The following is a 17,685-nucleotide window of genomic DNA, read 5'->3' as shown; positions in this document are numbered from 1 at the left end:
CAAATTAACGATGAAACCCTTCTCCCTCGCGTGCGTACACGTGCGCGGGGGTAGTAAGGTGCCCCCCCCTCGGCTAAGGTGTGTCATCATACCGCAACAAGCCGAAAGCGTTCAGATTTGACCGACGAGACCATACTCGCCGAACCCCAGGGCGGCGAGCCCGCCGGCATCGCCACGATCTCGATCGTCGACGAGATGAAGTCGAGCTATCTCGACTATGCGATGAGCGTCATCGTCGCGCGCGCGCTGCCCGACGTCCGCGACGGCCTGAAGCCCGTCCATCGCCGCATCCTGTACGGCGCGCACGAAAGCGGCTTCGTCGCCGGCAAGCCGTACCGCAAGTCCGCGCGCATCGTCGGTGACGTGATGGGTAAATACCATCCGCACGGCGACAGCTCGATCTACGACGCCTTGGCCCGCATGACGCAGGACTGGTCGATGCGCGTGCCGCTGATCGACGGCCAGGGCAACTTCGGCTCGATGGACCCCGATCCACCCGCGGCGATGCGCTACACCGAGGCCCGCCTCGGCAAGGTGGCGAACGCGCTGCTCGGCGATCTCGACAAGGATACGGTCGACTTCACGCCCAACTATGACGGCTCCGAGCGCGAGCCTTCGGTGTTGCCGGCGCGCTTCCCGAACCTGCTGGTCAACGGCGCAGGCGGCATCGCGGTCGGCATGGCGACCAACATCCCGCCGCACAATCTCGGCGAAGTCATCGCCGCGTGCCTCGCCTACATGGACAATGGCGCGATCACGACGGAAGAGCTGTTCGAGATCGTCCCCGGTCCCGACTTCCCGACCGGCGCGATCATCCTCGGCCGTGCGGGCGCGAAGTCGGCGTACGAGACCGGCCGCGGTTCGATCATCGTCCGCTCACGGCATATCGTCGAGGAGGGCAAGGGCGACCGTCGCTCGATCGTCCTCACCGAGATCCCGTTCCAGACCGGCAAGAATGGCCTGGTCGAGAAGATCGCCGAAGCCGCCAAGGACAAGCGGATCGAAGGCGTCAGCGACATCCGCGACGAATCGAGCCGCATGGGCGTCCGCATCGTCATCGACCTGAAGCGCGACGCGACCGTCGACGTGGTGCTCAACCAGCTCTGGCGACACACGCCCGCGCAGTCGAGCTTCCCCGCCAACATGCTGGCGATCCGCGGCGGCCGTCCCGAATTGCTCAACCTGCGCGACATCATCGGCGCGTTCATCACCTTCCGCGAGCAGGTCATCACCCGCCGCTCGAAGTTCGAACTCGCCAAGGCGCGCGAGCGCGCGCATCTGTTGCTCGGCCTCGTAATCGCGGTCACCAACCTCGACGAAGTCGTCAAGATCATCCGCGGGTCGTCGAGCCCGGCCGAAGCGCGCGGCAAGCTGCTCGCCCGCGAATGGCCGGTCGAGGAGATCGCTCCGTACATCGCGCTGGTCGAGGCCGTCGAGGACAAGCAGGCCGACGGCATCTACAAGCTGTCCGAGCCGCAGGTCCGCGCGATCCTCGATCTTCGCCTGCACCGCCTGACATTGCTCGGCCGCGACGAGATCGGCGACGAGCTGAAGGCGCTGGCTGCGACGATCGGCGAATTGCTTCACATCCTCGGCGACCGCGCGAAGCTGTACGAAGTGATGCGCGGCGAGCTGATCGCGATCCGCGACGAATTCGCCACGCCACGCCGCTCCGAGATCGCCGCCGCCGCCAACGGCATCGACGACGAGGACCTGATCGAGCGCGAGGACATGGTCGTCACCGTGACCATGCAGGGCTATATCAAGCGCACCAGCCTCGACACGTTCCGCGCTCAGGCGCGTGGCGGCAAGGGTCGCGCGGGCATGTCGACGAAGGACGAGGACGTCGTCACCGAGCTGTTCGTCACCTCGACGCACACCCCGGTGCTGTTCTTCTCGAACCTCGGCAAGGTCTATCGCTACAAGGTCTGGCGCCTGCCCGAGGGTGGCCCCGCCACGCGTGGTCGGCCGATGATCAACCTGCTGCCGCTGGCACCGGGCGAGACGATCTCGACCGTGCTCCCGCTGCCGGAGGATCTCAGCGAGTGGAGCCGCCTGCACGTGATGTTCGCGACGCAGCGCGGCCTCGTCCGCCGCAACGCGATGGATGCGTTCACCAACGTGCCGTCGAACGGCAAGATCGCGATGCGCTTCGAGGAAGGCTCCGAGGACAAGCTGATCGGCGTCGCGCTGCTTAGCGAGCATGACGATGTGCTGCTCGCGACCAAGCTCGGCAAGGCGATCCGCTTCGCCGGCGACGACGTCCGCGAGTTCCAGAGCCGGACGTCGACCGGCGTGCGCGGTGTCACGCTGAAGGGCGACGACGAGGTCATCTCGCTGTCGGTCCTGCACCGTGTCGGTGCGACGCCAGAAGAGCGCGAGACCTATCTCAAGTTCGCACCGTGGAAAGCCGAGCGCGAGGGCGATCATGGCATGGGCGCCGACCGCTACAACGATCTCAAGGACCGCGAGCAGTTCATCCTGACGGTCTGCGAGAACGGCTACGGCAAGCTGTCGAGCGCCTATGACTACCGTCGCACCGGTCGCGGTGGCCAGGGCATCACCAACATCGACAACATCGCGCGTAACGGCCCCGTCGTGGCGAGCTTCGCCGCGGCGAAGGGCCATCAGCTGATGCTGGTGACCAACCAGGCGAAACTGATTCGCACGACGCTCGCGTCGCTCCGCGTCATCAGCCGCAACTCGGCCGGCGTGAAGCTGTTCGACGTGGCGAAGGGCGAGCATGTCGTCTCCGCCGCACGGATCGAGGAAACCGAGGAAGACGCCGAGATCAACTTGGCGGACGCCGTGCCAGAGGTCGCGCCGGATACGGGCGCGACGATCGGCGAGGATACTGCTGCAGGTCCGGAGGACGGCGAATGAGCCGCGATCCGATCGCCTATAAAGTGCTGACGGGGGAGCAGCTGGCGACCCTTGAGAGCGGGAGCTTTGCGGGCGCGCCGGTGGATGTGGTCGACGGCTACATTCACCTGTCCACCGCGGAGCAGCTGACGGAGACGGTCGACAAGCACTTCGCCGGTCAGTCGGACCTGCACGTGGCCGCGATCGATCTCGAAGCGCTCGGCGACAACGTGAAGTGGGAAGAGTCGCGCGGAGGGCAACTGTTTCCGCATATCTATGGTGGGCCGTTGCTGCTGGAAGTCGTGCTGTCCTACGGCCCGTTGGAGCGCGACGACGAGGGCAAGGTGAAGCTCCCCGTCGCGGGCTGACCGGCACTCAAACTCAAGCTTGTTCTCCCGCGAAGGCGGGAGCCCAGACTGGGCTCCCGCCTTCGCGGGAGAACAAGGAAGCGGGAGAGGCGTTCGTTGCTGCCTCGGAGGGCTGTCGGCATCGCATCAACGCCAGCGTCGGCAACTTCCAACGTACAAGTGCTCATTGTCGTGTACGCGCTCCCCACCGATACACCACCCCGGCGAAGGCCGGGGTCCAATTGGGTAAGGCAACTAACGGAGCGCGGCCCTCAATTACGGCGACCTTTCCAATTGGGCCCCGGCCTCCGCGGGGTGGATAAGCGACTTAAGGCAGTCTCCTGTCGCCCCCTTACCCGGCCGCAAACGCAGCCCGCACGAACCGCGCACACGCCTCAGGCGCTGTGATCGGGATCATATGGCCGCCCTCGATCGTGTCGATCTTCGCCCCCGGAATAACCGCCGCGGTGCGATGACCATTCCACGCCGGATCGAGGATCGCGTCCTGCCGCCCGTACAGGATGCGCGTCGGGATCTGGATTTCGCCATAGCGCGCCGCCATCGCCGTCACATCGTCGTTCGCCCCGGCTAGATCGGCCGCCGCCGCCGCGATCGCGACTGGTCGCGCCGCGAGCGCACCGCCGCCGCGAGTCACGAAGTCCTCCGGCACCGCCTCGGGTGCAAACACGCCCTGCAGCGTCCTGGTCGCCGTCAGCCGACTGAGCGGCGTACCGAGCACCTGCGCGAAGGCGAGCCGCGCGCCGGCAGGAATTCGCGCCAGTCCACGAAAACTCTCGGGCACCTGCTCCAGCGGTTGCGTCAGCGGTGCGATCAACGCCAGCGCGCGGACGAGGTGCGGATGATCGAGGCCGACCGCTAGCCCGATCGCGCCGCCCAGTGAATGGCCGACGAACAGCGGCCGATCGAGGCCTAGCTTCTGGATGAAGTCGGCGATGATCGCCCCCTGCGCGATGAGCCCCGGCGTGGTGTTCCCGGTCGCGACCGAATAGCCCGAGCCGGGCCGATCGACGACGATGACGCGGTATTCGTCCTTTAGCAGATCGACGAGCGCATAGCTGAAGTTGCGCAACTGGCCGCCGAGGCCGTGGACCATGACGATCGTCGGCCCGGTCTGCGATCCGACGTCGATATAATGAAGTCGTGCCCCGTCGACGTCGAGAAAGCGTCCGTCGGGCGGCACGAGGTCTTCGGCATGGCGCGCGAGCCGGCTCGAATAGAGCGACAGCCCCAGCCCCGACACCGCGGCCAGCAGTGCCCCCCCGATCAATCCCTTGCCCGTACGCCGCATCGTGATCTCCTGAATATGGTCCGACATCTCAACGCCGCGGCTTGGTCAAAGTCGCATTTCGGTGCCCGGGATCGGTGGTGGTACCACGGACCGCGTCGGATACCGCATCGATGCTGCGGAAACGGCTCTCGCGCGACCCGCCGATGTAGGAAAATGGTGCACCCAGAGCGATTCGAACGCCCGACCCTCAGATTCGTAGTCTGATGCTCTATCCAGCTGAGCTATGGGTGCATCGCCGTCCCGTGTCCGGTTCGACAAGCCCGCTGTTAAGCGGAAAATCCTGGTGCACCCAGAGCGATTCGAACGCCCGACCCTCAGATTCGTAGTCTGATGCTCTATCCAGCTGAGCTATGGGTGCACTGGAGGGGCGCTGATAGCAGGCATTTTCGGCGGTGCAAGGGTTTGCCGCGAGAAAGTTGTGCGCAAAGCTTTCGCAGCATAGAGCGGCGGACATGAAACACGCCGCTTCGCTCCGTCACGTATCGCTCGCGCTCGTCCTCGCAACGGGTGCGTGCAGCCAGGACAGGACCAGCTACCCGTCGCTCGGCGCCCGGCCGATCGAGAAGCTCGGCTTTGCCGAACCCGCGGTGAAAGCGGCGGTCGCGGCCCCCGATCCGGCGCTCGACGCGGAGATCGCGACGCTGTCCGGCAAGCTCGACGCGATCGCCACCGGGTTCGCGCGCGATGCAGCCAAGGCCGAGACGCTGGCGCGGACCGCGCGCGGTGCGGCGGTCGGCAGCGAGCCGTGGATCGCGGCGCAGACCGCCCTCGCCGGGCTCGACGACTGGCGCGCGCAGAGTTCGTCGCTGGTCACCGACATGGAATCGCGCGCCACCGATCGCGCGGCCACGTTGCAGCCCGATTATCCCGCGCTGGCGACGATCCGCAACAAGGCGCAGGCCGAAGCCGACCGGCAGGGCGCAACGATCGCGCGCATCCAGGCAAGCATCCCGTCAGCTTGAACAGCTCGTCTTGTCCTTCCTCGCCAAGGAGAGGACGAGAAGCTCAGAACCCCTTCAACAACGGCAGGATCGTCGAGTAATCGTCGGTCCACCCCGCAAAACCCTTGCGCGGCGTCGGCGTGGTCCAACCGGGGTCCTTCGCGCGTAACGCCGCGATCGCGCGCGGATCACGCGACAGCGCCACCCAGTCCGACGCCGAGGCACGGTCGACGAGCACGCTCGACGGACGATACCGCAGGATCACCGCGGTCCAGCCGCCCTCGCGTGCCGCCGCGGCCACCACCGGTTCGAGATCGATGAACCGGTTGGAGATATGCACCAGCAACAGACCGCCCGGCGCCAGCACGCGGCCATAGGTCGCAAACGCCTCGCGCGTCATCAGATGCATCGGCACCGAATCGGAAGAGAACGCATCGAGCGCGAGCAGGTCGAGGCTGTTCGACGCATCGTGCGCCAGCGCAATCCGCGCATCGCCCATCCGGATACCGGGGTTGGGCAGGCATCGCGACAGATAGGTGAACTGGCCCGTATCGCGCGCGATCGCGACCACCGCCGGGTCGATCTCGTAGAACCGCCAGCGCTGGCCGGGCCTTGCGTAACACGACAGCGTCCCCGTCCCGAGCCCGACGACACCGATCCGCGCGGTCGGACCATATAGCGCGGGTGCGGCGAGCATCGCCTGCCCCACGCCCGAACCAACCGCGTAATAGGTGGTCGGCGTCCGCTCGCGCGCCGGCGATCCGCGCAGCTGGATGCCGTGGACCGTCGTCCCATGATCGAGTTCGCGCGTACCGCCATCCGGCCCAGGCTCGTTGCGCACGGTATAGACGCCGAAATAGCTGCGGACGCGCGCGCCGGGCTCGATCGACAGTTCCAGCGACCGATAGCCACCAAACAGGACGAGCGCTCCCGCCAGCACGATCATGTACGGCAAACGCGCACCGATCGCCGAGAAGCCGACCGTCGCGACGATCAGGAAAGCGAGACCCTGCTGGTTTTCGCCCAACAGGCCGTCGAGGTTGCCGATCCGCAGACCGGCGACGACCAGCAGGACGAGAACAATCGCAGCAAGCGCGACCCATTTCACCCCTCCCTTCGCCATCCACAGATTGCGCAACCGCGCGATCAGATAGACCTGCGGCACCAGCGCCCCCGCCGCGAGGATCAACAGCGGATATTCATAGGTCCAGTCGAACACCACCGGCGCCACGAGCGCGGCAAACACGCCGCCGAGTGCCCCGCCCGCCGACATCGCCAGATAGAAACCGGTCAGCCGGTCCGGTGCGGGCCGCTTGCGATAGAGCGCGGTGTGCAGCGCGACCGAGATCATGAACAGGAGCACCAGCGCGATGCCGGCGCTGAAGAACGGCCGCTCGGTGTAGCCACCGCTCATGATGACCCCGCCAAAGAGCAAAATCGTGATCGGCGCGATCCGGGTCAGCAGGTCGGCCAGCCAGCGATCGTTGGCGAACGCAACGCTGAAGCTCAGCAGGTACAGCCCAAGCGGGATCACCCAGAGCAGCGGCATCGCGACGATGTCGGTCGAAATATAGGTCGACGTCGCGAGCATCATCCCCGACGGGACAAGCGCAAGCGCGATCCAATGCAGGATCCGCTTGGCACCCGGCGGCGCGCTGGTGGCGACGACGTGATCGGCTGCCGCCGTCCTGGGCAGCCGCGTCGCGCAGGCGAGCACGAGCAAGATCAGCATAACGTAGCCGCCGCTCCACAGCAGGCTCTGCGCATGGATCGCCATCAGCGGCTCGACCAGTAACGGGTACGCGATCAGCCCGGCGAAACTGCCCAGATTGGACGCGGCATACAGCGCATAGGGATCGCCGCCCCCGCTCGCCGCACTGAACCAGCGCTGGATCAGCGGCGCCTGCGCGGAGACCGCAAAGAACAACGGTCCGATCGACAACCCAAGCAGCCACGGCACCCAAAGCGCGGGCAACGCGTCCGCCGGCAAGTCCATCGCGATCAACCCGATCGGCAACCACAGTGCCGCGACGATCAGCACGCCAAGGTGGATCGCTGCCTGAGCACGTGGCCTCACCCGCCCGAGCCAATGCGCGTACGCATAGCCAGCCAGCAACAACGCCTGGTACACCAGCATCGCCGAGTTCCACACCGCCGGCGCGCCCCCCAGCCGCGGCAACGCCATCCGCGCCACCATCGGCTGGACGAGGAACAGCAGGAACGACCCCGTCAGGATCGTCGCCACGAACATCGTCCGGCACCAGCGCGCCATCAGCGGCTGGTCTTCGATCGATACGGTCTCAGACATAAGCGGGGAGGTCGATCCGGTAGAGGATGTGGCGGCGAAGCGGGTCATCTTCGGCGAGCTTCGGGTGATCGAAATCGCCGTCGACCACGCGGGTCATCCCGAGCCGCTCCATGAGCGCGCGGCTGGCCGTGTTTGCAGGGACGGTGATCGCCCAGACCGTCGGCAAGTCCATCTCACGCCAACCCCAGGCGAGGGAAGCCTCCGCTGCCTCCCGTGCATATCCCCGCCCCCATTCGCTCTGGACGAGACTCCAGCCAATCTCGGGTTTCCCCTCGATCGGCGTACCGACCGGGCCCGGCTTGATCCCGCACCAGCCGATAAACGCGCCGGTATCCCGTCGTTCGAGCGCCCAGAAGCACGCGCCATAGTCGGCGAACATCGCCTTCTGGCGTGCCACCACCGCGACGGACTCGGTCAGCGACGGCGCCGGCCCGAGATACGCCATCACCGCCGGGTCAGCGCACATCGCATGATGCAAGGCGGCATCGTCATCACGCCAGCCGCGTAAGATCAGCCGTTCGGTCTGGATCATCCGCCGAGCAATTTCGCCGCATGCGCCGCGTGATAGGTCAGCACGCCCGAGCAGCCTGCGCGCTTGAACGACATCAGCGTCTCCAGCACCATGACGTCGCGCTCCGCCGCGCCCGCCGCGACCGCGTGCTCGATCATCGCGTATTCGCCCGACACCTGGTACGCGAACACCGGCACCTCGAACGCCTGGCGTACGCGGACGATGATGTCGAGATACGGCAGGCCGGGCTTGACCATCACCGTGTCGGCGCCCTCCGCCAGATCCATCGCGACCTCTCGCAAGGCCTCTTCGGCGTTGGCATTGTCCATCTGGTAGGTCTTCTTGTCGCCCTTGAGCAGCCCGCGCGAGCCGACCGCATCGCGGAACGGGCCGTAGAATGCGCTGGCGTATTTGGCGGCGTAGGACATGATCTGGACGTTATGGTGCGACTCCGCCTCGAGCGCGCTGCGGATCATGCCGATCCGGCCGTCCATCATGTCCGACGGCGCGATGATATCGGCGCCCGCGTTCGCCTGGTTGAGCGCCTGCGCGACGAGCATCTCGGCGGTCGTGTCGTTGACGACATAGCCAGCCGCGTCGACCAGCCCGTCATGGCCGTGGCTCGTATAGGGATCGAGCGCGACGTCGGTCAGCACGCCGACCTCGGGCGCCGCGTCTTTCAGCGCACGGATTGCTTGGCACATCAGGTTGTCGGGGTTGAGCGCCTCCCGCCCGTCCTCGGTCCGGCGCTCGACCTGCGTGTACGGGAATAGCGCGATGCACGGGATGCCGAGGTCGCGCGCCTCGCGCCCCCGCGCGACGATCCCGTCGACCGACCAGCGCGACACGCCGGGCAGGCTGGCGATCGGTTGCTCGACGCCGGCTCCCTCGGTCACGAACAGCGGCCAGATCAGGTCGGCGGGAGTCAGCACGGTCTCGGCATGGAGGCGGCGGCTCCAGGCGGAGGCGCGGGTGCGACGAAGGCGAAGCGCGGGATAGCTTGCGGTCATGCGGCGGGCTTTGCGGGATGCGCGGCGACGGATCAAGTTTTACGGGAGAAGCGTTACGGGTGCGAAACCGCATGCCGTGCGTTGGGGGCCTTATGTCGAACGATACGATCACGTCCGCCGCGCTCGTCGTCAATGCCAAGTCGCGCAAGGGCCAGAAGCTGTTCAAGCGCGCGTGTGCGGCGATGTCGGGGCTGCCCTATGAGGTAGACGCGCATGCCGTCGAGGATCCGAAGGACCTGGAGGCGACGGTATTGCGGGCGCTCGCGAAGAAGCCGGACCTGCTGATCCTCGGCGGCGGCGACGGTACGGTCAGCGGACTGGTCGACCTGATGGTCGGCCACGACGTGATTCTCGGCGTCCTGCCGCTCGGCACCGCCAACAGTTTCGCGCGCACGCTCGGCATACCGTTGACCGTCGAAGGCGCGGTCGAGGTGATCCGGACCGGCAAGCCGCGGCGGATCGATCTCGGCATGATCGACGGCGATTATTTCGCGAACTGCGCGGCGATGGGCATCAGCCCGAAGATCGCCGAGACGGTCCCCCACGGGCTGAAGAAGATATTCGGCAAGGTCGGCTATCTGGCGTGGGCGACGTATCAATATATGCGCTTCCGCCCGTTCACGCTGATCGTTGGCGAGGGCCCGACCGCGGTGAAAATCCGCGTCGTCGAGGTGCGGATTTCCAACGGGCCCTATCACGGCGGCACCGAACTGGTCGACGCGGCCGCGGTCGATTCGGGCGAGATCGTGGTGCAGGCGGTGATGGGGCATGTGAAGCGGCGGCTGGTGCAGAACTGGTATGCCAGCGTGTTCCGGCTCGAGTCTCGACACGAGAAGGTGCGCGATTTTCGGGGGAAGAGCCTGAAGATCAACACGATCCCGCCATTGCCGATCTCGATCGACGGGGAGGTTCTGGCGAAGACCCCGGTAACGGCCAAGGTCGCGGCAGGGATCATCCGAGTGATGGCGCCGGCCTGAGGCACGCTCGACCAGCCGGACCGCCCGCTTCCTTGTTCTCCCGCGAAGGCGGGAGCCCAGACTGGGTCCCCGCCTTCGCGGGGAAACAATTTAGTGGAGGGGTGACCCATCCTCGCACCACCCCGGCGAAGGCCGGGGCCCAATTGGAAAGGTAGGAGTAACTGATCGCAGTCCCACGTTAGCAACGTCCCCCAATTGGGCCCCGGCCTCCGCCGGGGTGGAATTGAGTGGCGGCGTTACTTCACCCGACGAACCGTCAAAATCTTCACTGGCGCAGCAATCATCTGCCCCTTCATCACCCCAACCCCGGCAGTCGGCGAAGTCGGCGCAGCAAGAATCCGCTTCACCACATCCATCCCCTCCACCACATGCCCGAACGCCGCGAACCCGGCCGTGTCCCCACTCCCCGCCGGATTAGCATCGAGCGACAACACGGGCCCGACCGTGATGAAGAAGTCCGCCGTCGCACTCCCCGGCGCAAACCTTGCCATCGAGATCGTCGCGTCGACATGCGACAGCCCGGTCTGGCTAGTCGGCTCATGCTTCACCGGCGGCAGGAGGCGCTTCACCTCACCCTGCGGCCCGCCCTGGATCAACCCCGCGTCCGCCCCGAGCTTCATCGCGCGGTAGAACGTCACTCCATCGAGCCGCTTCTGGTCGACATAGCGCAGGAAATTCGCGGTCGTCAGCGGCGCACGCTCCTTCTCCAGCGCCAGCGTGATCGGCCCCTCGCTCGTCGTCATCACGATCGAGACGGTCGCCGGAGCAACAGGCGGCGGCGCAAGCGGAGCCTCCTGTGCCGAAACGGAAACGGCGCCGAGGACGGCGAGAGCGAGCGTGACGAATCTGGAGATCATCCGCTACGCTACCGCCTCGCCCCGCTCCTGTCAGCGGCCCCGCGACACGATATTGCGCGCCGCAAAGTTTTGCTTGGGTTTGCACGCCCGCGCGCAATGCGTATCCGGGAAGCGATGACCGATCTCGCCATTCTCTACGAGCACCCGCTCTGGTTCGAACCGCTGTTCGCCGCCCTCGACCGCCGCGGCGTCGACTTCTCGCGCGTGACGCCGGACGGCTTCTGGAACCCCGCCGACCGGAGCGCCCCCGCCCCCGTCGTCTTCAACCGCATCGCGATGTCGAGCTTCCTACGCAACGACGAGCATCCGATCTTCGACACGATGGCGATGCTCGATCACTGGCGCCGCACCGGAGCGCGCGTGATCAACGGCACTGACGTCCTTGCGATCGACGCCTCCAAGGCTCGCCAATTGTCGCTGATCGCCTCGCTCGGCCTCGCAATCCCGGAAACGCGTGTCGTCCACCGCGCCGCCGACGTTGTCCCCGCCGCGCAGACGCTCCGCTTCCCGCTGGTCGTGAAGGCGAACATCGGCGGATCGGGCGCGGGCATCATCCGCTTCGACAGCCTCGACGAACTCCGCACCGCCGTCGCCGACGCCGGCCTCCCAAGCAGCGTCGACGGCGTGCTGCTAGTCCAGGAATACGTCCCCGTCCGCGACGGCGCGATCACCCGGATCGAGACGCTCGACCGCAAATTCCTCTACGCAATCGAAGTCGCCGGCGGCGGCGCGTTCGATCTCTGCCCCGCAGACGCCTGCGTCGTCCCCGGCTCGGGCATCAAGATGGCCGCGGTCGAGCCCTCGCAGACCTTGAAGGACGCGGCTGAAGCGATCGCCCGCGCGGTCGATCTCGACGTCGGCGGCGTGGAAGTCATGATCGACGACCGCGACGGCGTCGCGCGCTTCTACGACATCAACGCACTGTCGAACTTCGTCGCCAAGCCATTGGATGTGCTCGGCTGGGATCCGCACGACCGCCTCGTCGATTACCTGATCGAACAGATCGAGAAGGCCCGCTGATGCGCTATGGTTACTGGACTCCCGTCTTCGGCGGCTGGCTTCGCAACGTCCCCGACGAGGGGATGGAGGCGAGCTGGGCGTACACCAAGGCGCTGACGCAGAACGCCGAGCGCTGGGGCTATGACCTGACGCTGATCGCCGAGCTGAACCTCAACGATATCAAGGGCATCGAACAGCCTGCGCTCGATGCGTGGTCGACCGCGGCCGCGCTGGCGGCGGTGACCGACAGCATCGAGCTGATGGTCGCGGTCCGCCCGAACTTCCACCACCCCGCGCTGTTCGCCAAGGCGGCGGCGAATATCGACCGGATCTCGGGCGGACGGCTTGCGCTGAACGTCGTGTCGTCCTGGTGGGCGGACGAGGCCAAGCAATACGGCCTCCAGTTCGACCAGCACGACGATCGCTACGCGCGCACCGCCGAGTGGTTGACCGTCGTCGATGGACTTTGGACGCAGGAGCGGTTCGACTTCGCGGGCCAGTTCTACACCACCGAACAGGCGATCTGCTCCCCCAAGCCCGCCAAGCGCCCGACCGTCTATGCCGGCGGCGAGAGCGAGAAGGCGAAGGCGATGATCGCCGCGCAGTGCGACGCGTACGTCATGCACGGCGACCCGGCGGAGGCGATTGCCCCCAAGATCGCCGACATGGCGACCCGGCGCGAGGCAGCTGGCGGCGCGCCGATGCAATACGGCATGGCCGCCTATGCGATCGTCCGCGACAGCGAGGCAGAGGCGAAGCGCGAGCTGGAGCGCATCACCAGCGTCACCGAACTCCCCGCCGGCTATGCGAACTTCGACCAGTGGCTGTCGGGCACGCAGCTCGAACGCGAACTGAAGATCCAGGAATATTCCGTTTCCAACCGCGGCCTGCGCCCCAATCTGGTCGGCACGCCCGAACAGTTGAAGGAGCGTGTCGCGGAATACGAGGCGGCCGGTCTCGATCTGCTGCTGCTCCAGATGAGCCCGCAGGCCGAGGAAATGGAGCGGTTCGCCGCGCAGGTCATGGGCACCGCATGATCCGCCTCACCGACGTCATCAAAACCTACCCGGCAAGCGAGGCGGCGGCCCTAGACGGCGTGTCGATGGAAATTCCGGCGCGCGGCGTATTTGGCGTCATCGGCCAGTCCGGCGCAGGCAAGTCGACGCTGATCCGCCTTATCAACGCGCTCGAACGCCCGACTTCGGGCAAGGTCGAAGTCGATGGCGTCGACGTAGCCGCGTTGTCGGCGGCGGACCTGCGCGCGCTGCGCCGCCGGATCGGCATGATCTTCCAGAACTTCGGCCTGCTGTCGTCGCGCACGGTCGCGGCGAATGTCGCGTTCCCGCTGGTGCTCGCGGGCGTATCCAAGGCCGAACGCGAGACGAAAGTCGCCGCACTGCTCGACCGCGTAGGCCTCGCCGATCACGCCACCAAATATCCCGCACAGCTCTCCGGCGGCCAGAAGCAGCGCGTCGGGATCGCCCGCGCGCTCGCCACCGATCCCGACATCCTGCTCTGCGACGAAGCCACCAGCGCACTAGACCCCGAAACCACCCGCTCGGTCCTCACCCTCCTCCGCGACCTCAACCGAGACCTCGGCCTGACGATCGTCCTCATCACCCACGAAATGGATGTCGTTCGCTACGTCTGCGACCGCGTCGCCGTCCTCGAACGCGGCCGTATCGTCGAGACCGGAGACGTTACCGACATCTTCGCCAACGCCGCCCACCCGGCAACGCAGCGCATGCTGGCGGCGCTGGCAGCATGAGCTTCTTCGCCAACATCGACTGGTCGGACATCGGCCAGGCGTGCCTCGACACGCTGATCATGCTCGGCGGATCGCTGATCCTGACGATCGCGTTCGGCCTGCCGCTCGGCGTCCTGCTCTACCTCACCGACCGGGGCCGCCTGTCGCAGAACCGCGTCGCCAACGCCGTGCTCGGGATCATCGTCAACGTCCTTCGCTCGGTTCCCTTCATCATCCTGCTGATCGTGATGATTCCGCTCACCGTCATGCTGGTCGGCACCTCGCTGGGCGTCGCCGGTGCGATCCCCCCGCTCGTCGTCGGCGCCGCGCCCTTCTACGCACGGCTCGTCGAAGGATCGCTCAAGGAAGTCGACCGCACCACGATCGAGGCGGTGCAGGCGATGGGCGCCACCACGCGCCAGATCGTCACCGGCGCGCTGATCCCCGAGGCGCTGCCCGGACTGATCGCCGGCGCCACCGTGACCGCGGTCGCGCTCGTCTCGTTTACCGCGATGGCGGGCGTGGTCGGCGCAGGGGGCCTCGGCGATCTCGCGATCCGCTTCGGCTATCAGCGCTTCCAGACCGACGTCATGGTCGTCACCGTCGTGCTGCTGGTCGTGCTCGTCCAGATCATCCAATATGCCGGCGACGCGCTCGCCCGCCACTTCACCCGCCGCTGATTTAACGCCGCTAGGAATTCGCATGAACCGCCGCATTTTGCTCGCCTCGTTCTCGCTGCTCGCGCTCGCCGCCTGCGGTGGTACCAAGACCAATGACGGCAAGACGCTGACCGTCGCCGCGACCGCGGTTCCGCACGCCGAGATTCTCGAGTCGATCAAGCCGACGCTCGCCAAGGAAGGCGTCGACCTCCAGATCCGCGTCTTCAACGACTACGTCCAGCCCAACCTCCAGGTCGAGCAGAAGCAGATCGACGTCAGCTATTTCGAGACCAAGCCGTATCTCGACGAGTTCAACGCCTCGCGCGGCACGCATCTCGTGACCTATGCCGGCGTCCACGTCGAACCGCTCGGCGCCTATTCGCGCAAGTGGAAGTCGATCGCGCAGATCCCGAACGGCGCGACCGTCGCGATCCCGAACGAGCCGAGCAACGGCGGCCGCGCACTGCTGCTTCTGCAGAAGGCCGGGCTCATCACGCTCAAGAACCCGACCAATCCGCTGTCGAGCCTCAACGACATCGCCACCAACCCCAAGAACCTGCAGTTCAAGGAGCTGGAGGGCGCCACCCTGCCGCGCACGCTCGGCGAGGTCGATCTCGCGCTGATCAACACCAACTACGCGCTCGACGCGAAGCTCAACCCGGTCCGCGATGCACTCGCGATCGAGGACAAGAACAGCCCCTACGTCAATTTCGTCGTCGGCCTGCCCGGTGGCGAGAAGGACCCGCGGGTCGTGAAGCTGATCGCTGCGTTGCGCAGCCCGGCCACCAAGACCTTCATCGAGCAGCATTATCGGCGTGCGGTGCTGCCGGCGTTCTGATACCGGCGCGAGCCCAGTCCGCGTAATTCCCGAGGCTCCATGACGGTCGTCGCCGCGTATCTCTATCGCCATGGCAAGCGCGTCCGCGCGGTCTCGATCGACGAAAAGGTCGATTGCCCCGCGGATCGCTCCGAGTTCGTCTGGATCGGCATCTGCGACCCGACCGACGCCGAGATGCGGACGCTGAAGGAACAGTATAACCTCCACCCGCTGGCCGTGGAGGACGCGATCAAGGCGGACCAGTTGCCCAAGGTCGACGTCTATGGCGACCAGCTCTTCGTCGTCGCGCGCACCGCGCAGCTCGAGGACGACAAGATCGCATACGGCGAAACCGCGATCTTCGTCGGCCACAGCCACATCATCAGCGTCCGCCACGGCTCGGCACGCTCGCACAAGGCGTTACGCGAACAGCTCGAAGCCGCGCCAACCTTGCTGATCAACGGCGTCGACTACGTCCTCCACGCTATCCTCGACTACGTCGTCGACGGCTATCTCCCGATCGTCGAAAGCATCGAGGACGAGGTGCTGGCGATGGAACAACGCACGATCGACGCCTTCCTGGGCCGCGACGAAATTGTCCGTATCTTTGGTCTGAGACGCGAAATGATCCGCTTCCAGCGCATCCTAGGCCCGATGGGCGAGGTTGCGGGCAAGATCGTCCGCCTCGACCTCCCCTGCATCGATACCGAGGCGAAACCGTATTTCAGCGACGTGCTCGACCACGTCCGCCGCGTCCAGACGATGGTCGAGGGCCTGCGCGAAGTGCTGACGTCGGTGTTCGAATTCAGCAACCTGCTCGAACAGCAACGCACCGGCGCGATCACTCGCCAGCTCGCCGCCTGGGCCGCGATCCTCGCGGTGCCAACCGCGATCGCCGGGATCTACGGCATGAACTTCGAGAACATGCCCGAGCTGAAGACGGAATACGGGTATTTCGTCGTACTGGGCGTGATCGGGATCGTCTGCGCCGCGCTGTACGTGAAGTTCAAGCAGGCGAAGTGGCTGTAGACCCACGGATCGACCTTATCGTCATCTCAGCCAAGCGGTCAGACCTCGCCCCCCCCGGCGAAGGCCGGGGCCCAATTGGGGGCCGCCAATGACGGGCGATACGCCCCGTTACTGCGACCTTTCCAATTGGGCCCCGGCCTCCGCCGGGGGGGGGGGTAGGCGCCGGAATGGCAGAAGCTTAGCTCAAACCTTGACGAGCATCTTCCCCGTATTCCCACCCGAGAACAGCCCAAGAAACGCATCCGGCATCGTCTCGAGCCCCTCGTGCACGGTCTCCTGCCGCTTCAGTGTCCCCGCCGCCAGCATCCCGCCCATGTCCTTGTAGAACTCCTCGGCGCGATTCATGTAGTCGCTGACGATGAACCCGCGGATCTGCACGCGGTTACCGATCAACCGCGCGAGATACTTCAGCTGCGTCGCCGCACCGCTGTTGTAGACGTCGATCATCCCGCACACCGCGAACCGCGCGTGCATCCGTGCATGTGCCAGCGCCGCGTCGAGATGCTCGCCGCCGACGTTGTCGAAATACACGTCGATACCTTTCGGAGCAGCCTCGCCGAGCGCCTTCACCACCGGCACGTCGCTCTTATAGTCGATCACCGCATCCGCGCCGAGCGACTTCACCCACGCGCATTTCTCCGCGCCGCCGGCCGACCCGATCACCGTCATGCCCTTGGCCTTGGCGACCTGCACGACGGTCGATCCGACCGCACCCGCCGCCGCCGACACGAACACCGTATCGCCCGCCTTAGCCTCGGCAACCTGAAGCAGCCCAAAATACCCGGTCATCCCCGGCATGCCGAGCTGACCCAGAAAAGCCTGCGGAGGCACGTCGAGCGCGGGCAGCTTCTGCACCTGCGCGGCCGGCACCACCGCTTCGTCGCGCCAGCCGGCCATGTGCAGCACCATGTCGCCGACCTTGATGCCGTCGTCGTTGCTCTCGACCACTTCGCCTACCGCGCCGCCCTGCATCGCCTCGCCCAGCGCGAACGGCGGGACATAGCTCTTCACGTCGTTCATCCGCCCGCGCATGTACGGGTCGACCGACAGCCAGCGATTGGCGATGCGCACCTCGCCGGCGCCGAGCGTCGACTGGTCGAGATCGATCATGGCGAAGTCGGTATGCTTCGGCATGCCTTGCGGACGTGCCTTCAGGCTCCATGCACGGGCCATAAACTTGCTCCTGTCTTGAATATTCGTGAACCGGGTATGGCGAAACGCACGTCCAGCGCAACCCGCAAAAAAAGCCCGGACGGTATCGCCCGGGCTCGTTTCGAAAGGCGTCACGCGACGTCAGCCAATGGTTTCAAAC

The 17,685-nt window shown here is 66.1% G+C and carries 16 protein-coding genes and 2 tRNA genes; 10 read left to right on the top strand and 8 right to left on the bottom strand.

Annotation, left to right across the window (positions count from 1 at the left end; all coding sequences use genetic code 11):
• Positions 1-117: 117 nt before the first annotated feature.
• Together gyrA and C8J43_RS16140 are read left to right on the top strand one after the other, a co-directional pair.
• Positions 118-2,883, top strand: a complete 2,766-nt coding sequence (gene gyrA / locus C8J43_RS16145) for a DNA gyrase subunit A (protein ID WP_133031751.1) — start codon at positions 118-120, stop codon at positions 2,881-2,883.
• The gene (locus C8J43_RS16140) at positions 2,880-3,230 is read left to right on the top strand and encodes a DUF952 domain-containing protein (RefSeq protein WP_133031750.1); all 351 of its coding nucleotides are present in this window, start codon (positions 2,880-2,882) and stop codon (positions 3,228-3,230) included. Before gyrA ends, C8J43_RS16140 begins: the two co-directional genes overlap by 4 nt.
• Positions 3,231-3,561: 331 nt before the next feature.
• Here C8J43_RS16140 and C8J43_RS16135 read toward each other — a convergent pair whose 3' ends face one another.
• The 3 genes from C8J43_RS16135 to C8J43_RS16125 all read right to left on the bottom strand — a co-directional run bounded on the left by C8J43_RS16135 (position 3,562) and on the right by C8J43_RS16125 (position 4,876).
• A complete protein-coding gene (locus C8J43_RS16135; protein ID WP_133031749.1) occupies positions 3,562-4,518 on the bottom strand; it encodes an alpha/beta hydrolase in 957 nt (318 codons plus the stop codon).
• 154 nt (positions 4,519-4,672) lie between these two features.
• Positions 4,673-4,749, bottom strand: a tRNA-Arg gene (locus C8J43_RS16130).
• Positions 4,750-4,799: 50 nt separating this feature from the next.
• Positions 4,800-4,876, bottom strand: a tRNA-Arg gene (locus C8J43_RS16125).
• A gap of 94 nt (positions 4,877-4,970) precedes the next feature.
• Here C8J43_RS16125 and C8J43_RS16120 point away from each other — a divergent pair.
• The gene (locus tag C8J43_RS16120; protein WP_133031748.1) at positions 4,971-5,480 is read left to right on the top strand and encodes a hypothetical protein; all 510 of its coding nucleotides are present in this window, start codon (positions 4,971-4,973) and stop codon (positions 5,478-5,480) included.
• Positions 5,481-5,523: 43 nt separating this feature from the next.
• On the opposite strand, the gene C8J43_RS16115 is transcribed toward C8J43_RS16120, so the two are convergent.
• Genes C8J43_RS16115 through hemB form a run of 3 tightly spaced genes read right to left on the bottom strand, consistent with a single transcriptional unit; the run spans position 5,524 to position 9,288 of the window.
• Positions 5,524-7,767, bottom strand: a complete 2,244-nt coding sequence (locus C8J43_RS16115; RefSeq protein ID WP_243645611.1) for a fused MFS/spermidine synthase — start codon at positions 7,765-7,767, stop codon at positions 5,524-5,526.
• Positions 7,760-8,299: a GNAT family N-acetyltransferase gene (locus tag C8J43_RS16110; RefSeq protein ID WP_133031747.1), complete on the bottom strand. Its 540-nt coding sequence runs from the start codon at positions 8,297-8,299 to the stop codon at positions 7,760-7,762. Before C8J43_RS16110 ends, C8J43_RS16115 begins: the two co-directional genes overlap by 8 nt.
• The gene (gene hemB / locus C8J43_RS16105; RefSeq protein WP_133031746.1) at positions 8,296-9,288 is read right to left on the bottom strand and encodes a porphobilinogen synthase; all 993 of its coding nucleotides are present in this window, start codon (positions 9,286-9,288) and stop codon (positions 8,296-8,298) included. The genes C8J43_RS16110 and hemB overlap by 4 nt, the downstream gene beginning before the upstream one ends.
• 92 nt (positions 9,289-9,380) lie before the next feature.
• Between hemB and C8J43_RS16100 the strand changes: the two genes are divergently transcribed.
• A complete protein-coding gene (locus C8J43_RS16100) occupies positions 9,381-10,265 on the top strand; it encodes a diacylglycerol kinase family protein (protein ID WP_133031745.1) in 885 nt (294 codons plus the stop codon).
• Between the two features lie 236 nt (positions 10,266-10,501).
• Here C8J43_RS16100 and C8J43_RS16095 read toward each other — a convergent pair whose 3' ends face one another.
• Positions 10,502-11,122, bottom strand: coding sequence for a peptidylprolyl isomerase (locus C8J43_RS16095; RefSeq protein WP_056062693.1), 621 nt, complete (start codon positions 11,120-11,122; stop codon positions 10,502-10,504).
• A gap of 114 nt (positions 11,123-11,236) precedes the next feature.
• On the opposite strand from C8J43_RS16095, the gene C8J43_RS16090 reads away from it, so the two are divergent.
• The 6 genes from C8J43_RS16090 to C8J43_RS16065 are packed head-to-tail and all read left to right on the top strand — an operon-like array spanning position 11,237 to position 16,373.
• A complete protein-coding gene (locus tag C8J43_RS16090; RefSeq protein WP_133031744.1) occupies positions 11,237-12,142 on the top strand; it encodes an alpha-L-glutamate ligase in 906 nt (301 codons plus the stop codon).
• Positions 12,142-13,158: an LLM class flavin-dependent oxidoreductase gene (locus C8J43_RS16085; RefSeq protein ID WP_133031743.1), complete on the top strand. Its 1,017-nt coding sequence runs from the start codon at positions 12,142-12,144 to the stop codon at positions 13,156-13,158. Before C8J43_RS16090 ends, C8J43_RS16085 begins: the two co-directional genes overlap by 1 nt.
• Complete coding sequence (locus C8J43_RS16080) at positions 13,155-13,889, top strand: ATP-binding cassette domain-containing protein (RefSeq protein ID WP_133031742.1); 735 nt, start codon at positions 13,155-13,157, stop codon at positions 13,887-13,889. Before C8J43_RS16085 ends, C8J43_RS16080 begins: the two co-directional genes overlap by 4 nt.
• Positions 13,886-14,548, top strand: coding sequence for a methionine ABC transporter permease (locus C8J43_RS16075; RefSeq protein WP_060524190.1), 663 nt, complete (start codon positions 13,886-13,888; stop codon positions 14,546-14,548). The genes C8J43_RS16080 and C8J43_RS16075 overlap by 4 nt, the downstream gene beginning before the upstream one ends.
• A 22-nt stretch (positions 14,549-14,570) precedes the next feature.
• Positions 14,571-15,365, top strand: a complete 795-nt coding sequence (locus tag C8J43_RS16070) for a MetQ/NlpA family ABC transporter substrate-binding protein (RefSeq protein WP_133031741.1) — start codon at positions 14,571-14,573, stop codon at positions 15,363-15,365.
• 39 nt (positions 15,366-15,404) lie between these two features.
• On the top strand, positions 15,405-16,373 hold the full coding sequence (locus C8J43_RS16065) for a magnesium and cobalt transport protein CorA (protein WP_133031740.1): 969 nt from the start codon (positions 15,405-15,407) through the stop codon (positions 16,371-16,373).
• Positions 16,374-16,556: 183 nt separating this feature from the next.
• On the opposite strand, the gene C8J43_RS16060 is transcribed toward C8J43_RS16065, so the two are convergent.
• Complete coding sequence (locus tag C8J43_RS16060) at positions 16,557-17,546, bottom strand: NADP-dependent oxidoreductase (protein WP_133031739.1); 990 nt, start codon at positions 17,544-17,546, stop codon at positions 16,557-16,559.
• Positions 17,547-17,685: the final 139 nt, after the last annotated feature.

This window comes from Sphingomonas sp. PP-CE-1G-424 (genome assembly GCF_004341085.1).
In the GTDB taxonomy this organism is placed as follows: Bacteria; Pseudomonadota; Alphaproteobacteria; order Sphingomonadales; family Sphingomonadaceae; genus Sphingomonas.
This window is presented reverse-complemented; position numbering and strand designations above follow the sequence as displayed.